Source organism: Aquitalea sp. S1-19 (genome assembly GCF_024343515.1).
Genome location: NZ_RJTZ01000188.1, coordinates 1 through 3112, shown reverse-complemented (window position 1 = coordinate 3112; position 3112 = coordinate 1). Strand labels below are relative to the sequence as shown.

The window sequence follows — 3112 nt, the reverse complement described above, 5'->3', positions numbered from 1 at the left end:
GTGCTTGCGCCAGGTGCCGGCCAGGCAGCGTCTGGTCGAGCTGAATTTCACCCGGCCACTGGCGCGGCTATCGGTGTCGCGCCTGCGCCGCGTGCTGACCGACCCGGCCATGGGTCTGGCTGCGCCGTTACGCACGGCGGCGGCGACGCTGGACTTTCATACGGTGGAAGGCTTTCTCACCGGCGCCATCGACTTGGCGTGCGTGATAGACGGACGCTGGTTTCTCATCGACTACAAATCCAACCATCTGGGCGAACACGCCGCCGATTACGCACCCGGGCGTTTGGCGCACGAGATCGCACATGCACACTACTACCTGCAATACCTGATCTATTGCGCCGCGCTTAAGCGCTACCTTGCCAGTCGCGGCGTCGCGCTGGATGGAAAGTTTGGTGGCGTGCGTTACCTGTTCTTGCGCGGACTGGACGAGGCCGGCAACGGCGTCTGGCGCGACAGCCCAAGCGAGGCGCTGATCGCGGCGCTGGATGGGTGTTTTGATGGGGATTAGAGGCGGTAGGGTGGGATAGCCGCCGAATGGCGGCGTAACCCACCGCAAGCTGCCCGGGTTCCATAACATAAGGAGAAAACATGTTCGAATCGGCAGAAATCGGCCACAGCATCAGCAAGGCCGACTGGAAGGCGCGGGTACCGGCGCTGCGCGAGGCTTTGCTCGACGCGCAGTATGACCTGAAGCAGAAGCCGGATTTTCCGGTACTGATCCTGATCCACGGCTTCGATGCCGCCGGACGTGGCGAGACGCTGAATCTGGTCAATGAATGGCTGGATCCGCGTCTGATCCATACCGTGGCTTTCGATGCGCCCAATGACGAGGCGCGCGCGCGGCCGTGGATGTGGCGCTACTGGCGCGAGCTGCCGCCCAAGGGACGGCTGGGCATCTATTTCGGCTCCTACTACTCGGACACCCTGTTTGATCGCAGCGAAGACGAGATCGACAGTGCCGAGCTGGACAAGCAGATTGCCGACATCCTGCGCTTCGAGCGCATGCTGTCCAACGATGGCGCGCTGATTTTGAAGTTCTGGTTCCACCTGTCCAAAGACGCGCAAAAATCGCGGCTCAAGGCGCTGGAAAAAGACCCCAAGACCGCGTGGCGGGTGAGCGAAAAAGACTGGAAGCACTATGCGCTGTACGACAAGCTGCGCAAGCATGCCGCCCATATGCTGCGCCTGACCAATACCGCGTTCGCGCCGTGGGCCGTGATAGACGGCACCGACCACAACTACCGCAGCCTGGCCGTGGGCGAGGCGATACTGGCGGCGATACGCTCGCGGCTGGATATGCCGCATACCTTTTTGCCGCGCAGCGACAGCCCGCCCTTGCCGCAGCCGATAGACCACAAGCTGCTCCTCGATACGCTGGTTCTGGATCAGGTGCTGGACAAGGCCGCCTACAAAAATGAGCTGGATACGCTGCAGGGCCGGCTCAACCGCCTGACCCGCGATGCACGTTTCGCCGGCCATTCGCTGGTGCTGGTGTTCGAAGGCAATGACGCAGCCGGCAAGGGCGGCTGCATCCGCCGTATTACCCAGGCACTGGATGCCCGCCATTACCGCGTGATGCCGGTGGCGGCGCCCAGTGACGAGGAGCGCGCCCAGCCGTGGCTCTGGCGTTTCTGGCGCCATGTGCCGGGCAAGGGACATACCGCGATTTTCGACCGCTCCTGGTATGGCCGCGTGTTGGTGGAAAGAGTGGAAGGTTTTTGCGGGCCGGAACACTGGATGCGCGCCTACTACGAGATCAACGATTTCGAGCACCAGTTGGTAGCCGATGGCGCCATCGTGCTCAAGTTCTGGCTGGCGACCAGTGCCGAGGAACAGTTGGCGCGTTTTCAGGCACGCGAAGAGACCGGCTTCAAACGTTTCAAGATCACCGACGAAGACTGGCGCAACCGCGAGCGCTGGGACGACTACAAGCTGGCGGTGTGCGACATGATAGACCGCACCAGCACGACGCGGGTGCCGTGGACGCTGGTCGAGGCCAACAACAAGCACTATGCGCGCATCAAGGTGCTCAAGACCGTGTGCGATGCGCTGGAGGCGAGGCTGGATGCAGACGCCAACTGAAGAGAACGTCAGCGAAGTCTTGCCCGGCGTGCTGTCCGGCCTGATGCGGCGGCTGGACCCGGCGCTGGGCGAGGCGGCCGAGGCCGCGATCATCGCGCTGATCCGCGCTAACCGCGCCGGCCATGTGTGCCGGCGCATCGCTGACTCACAGAGCCGGCGCGAGCTTGCCGCCAGCCCTTTGCTTGCCCGTCCCGGCGGCTATGCGCCCTTGGTGCTGGACGAGGCCGGTCGCCTGTATTTTGCCCGTCACTGGTGGTTTGAAAAGGAATTGGCCGAGCGTCTGGCTGCCTTGGCTGCCCATAAGGACGCCGTCGATCCTGAGCGGGTCGCCACCTTGCTGGACGCGCTGTTTGCTCCGACCTCCGAAGGGGCGGCCGACCGCCAGCGTCTGGCGGCGGCGCTGGCGGTGCGCCAGCATCTGCTGGTGATTTCCGGCGGCCCCGGCACCGGCAAGACCACCACCGTGGTGCGCCTGTTGGCGATGCTGGCCGCCCTGTCGCCACGCCCGCTGGTGATGGGCATGGCGGCGCCCACCGGCAAGGCGGCCGCGCGTTTGTCCGAATCGATGCGCGGCGCGCGTGCGGCGCTGGAGGTGGATGCGCAGGTCAAGGCGCAATTGCCCGGGGATGCGCAAACCCTGCACCGGCTGATCGGTCTGGTGCCCGGGCGCGATGCGCCGCGTTATCACGCAGGCAACCCGCTGCCGCTGGATGTGCTGGTGATAGACGAAGCCTCGATGGTGGATCTGACCCTGATGCACGACACCGTTGCGGCCTTGCCTGCACATGCGCGTCTGATCCTGCTGGGTGACCGTGACCAGCTGGCTTCGGTCGATGCCGGTGCGGTCTTGGGTGATGTGGCCGAACGCGAGGCGTGGAGCAGCGACACGCTGGCATGGCTGGCGGCAGCCGGGCTCGCGGCACCGGGGGCCGCCAGCCCGGCACAGGCCCTATCTGACACGGTGGTTTTCCTCACCCGCAGCCATCGCTTTGGCGCAGATAGCGGCATCGGCCGTCTGGCGCGCGCGGTG

Annotated in this window: 3 protein-coding genes; all 3 read left to right on the top strand. The window is 64.8% G+C overall.

Features of this window, described 5'->3' with window-relative positions; translation table 11 throughout:
- Positions 1 to 508, top strand: a 508-nt coding sequence (locus tag EGI20_RS16890; protein ID WP_498632871.1) for a PD-(D/E)XK nuclease family protein, incomplete at its 5' end; no start/stop codon positions are given.
- Positions 509 to 588: 80 nt separating this feature from the next.
- Entirely contained in the window at positions 589 to 2082 is a 1494-nt protein-coding gene (gene pap, locus EGI20_RS16885; RefSeq protein WP_498632870.1) for a polyphosphate:AMP phosphotransferase, read from the top strand.
- Positions 2066 to 3112 (top strand): AAA family ATPase (locus tag EGI20_RS16880; protein ID WP_498632868.1); only part of this gene is annotated, 1047 nt, incomplete at its 3' end. The genes pap and EGI20_RS16880, both read left to right, overlap by 17 nt.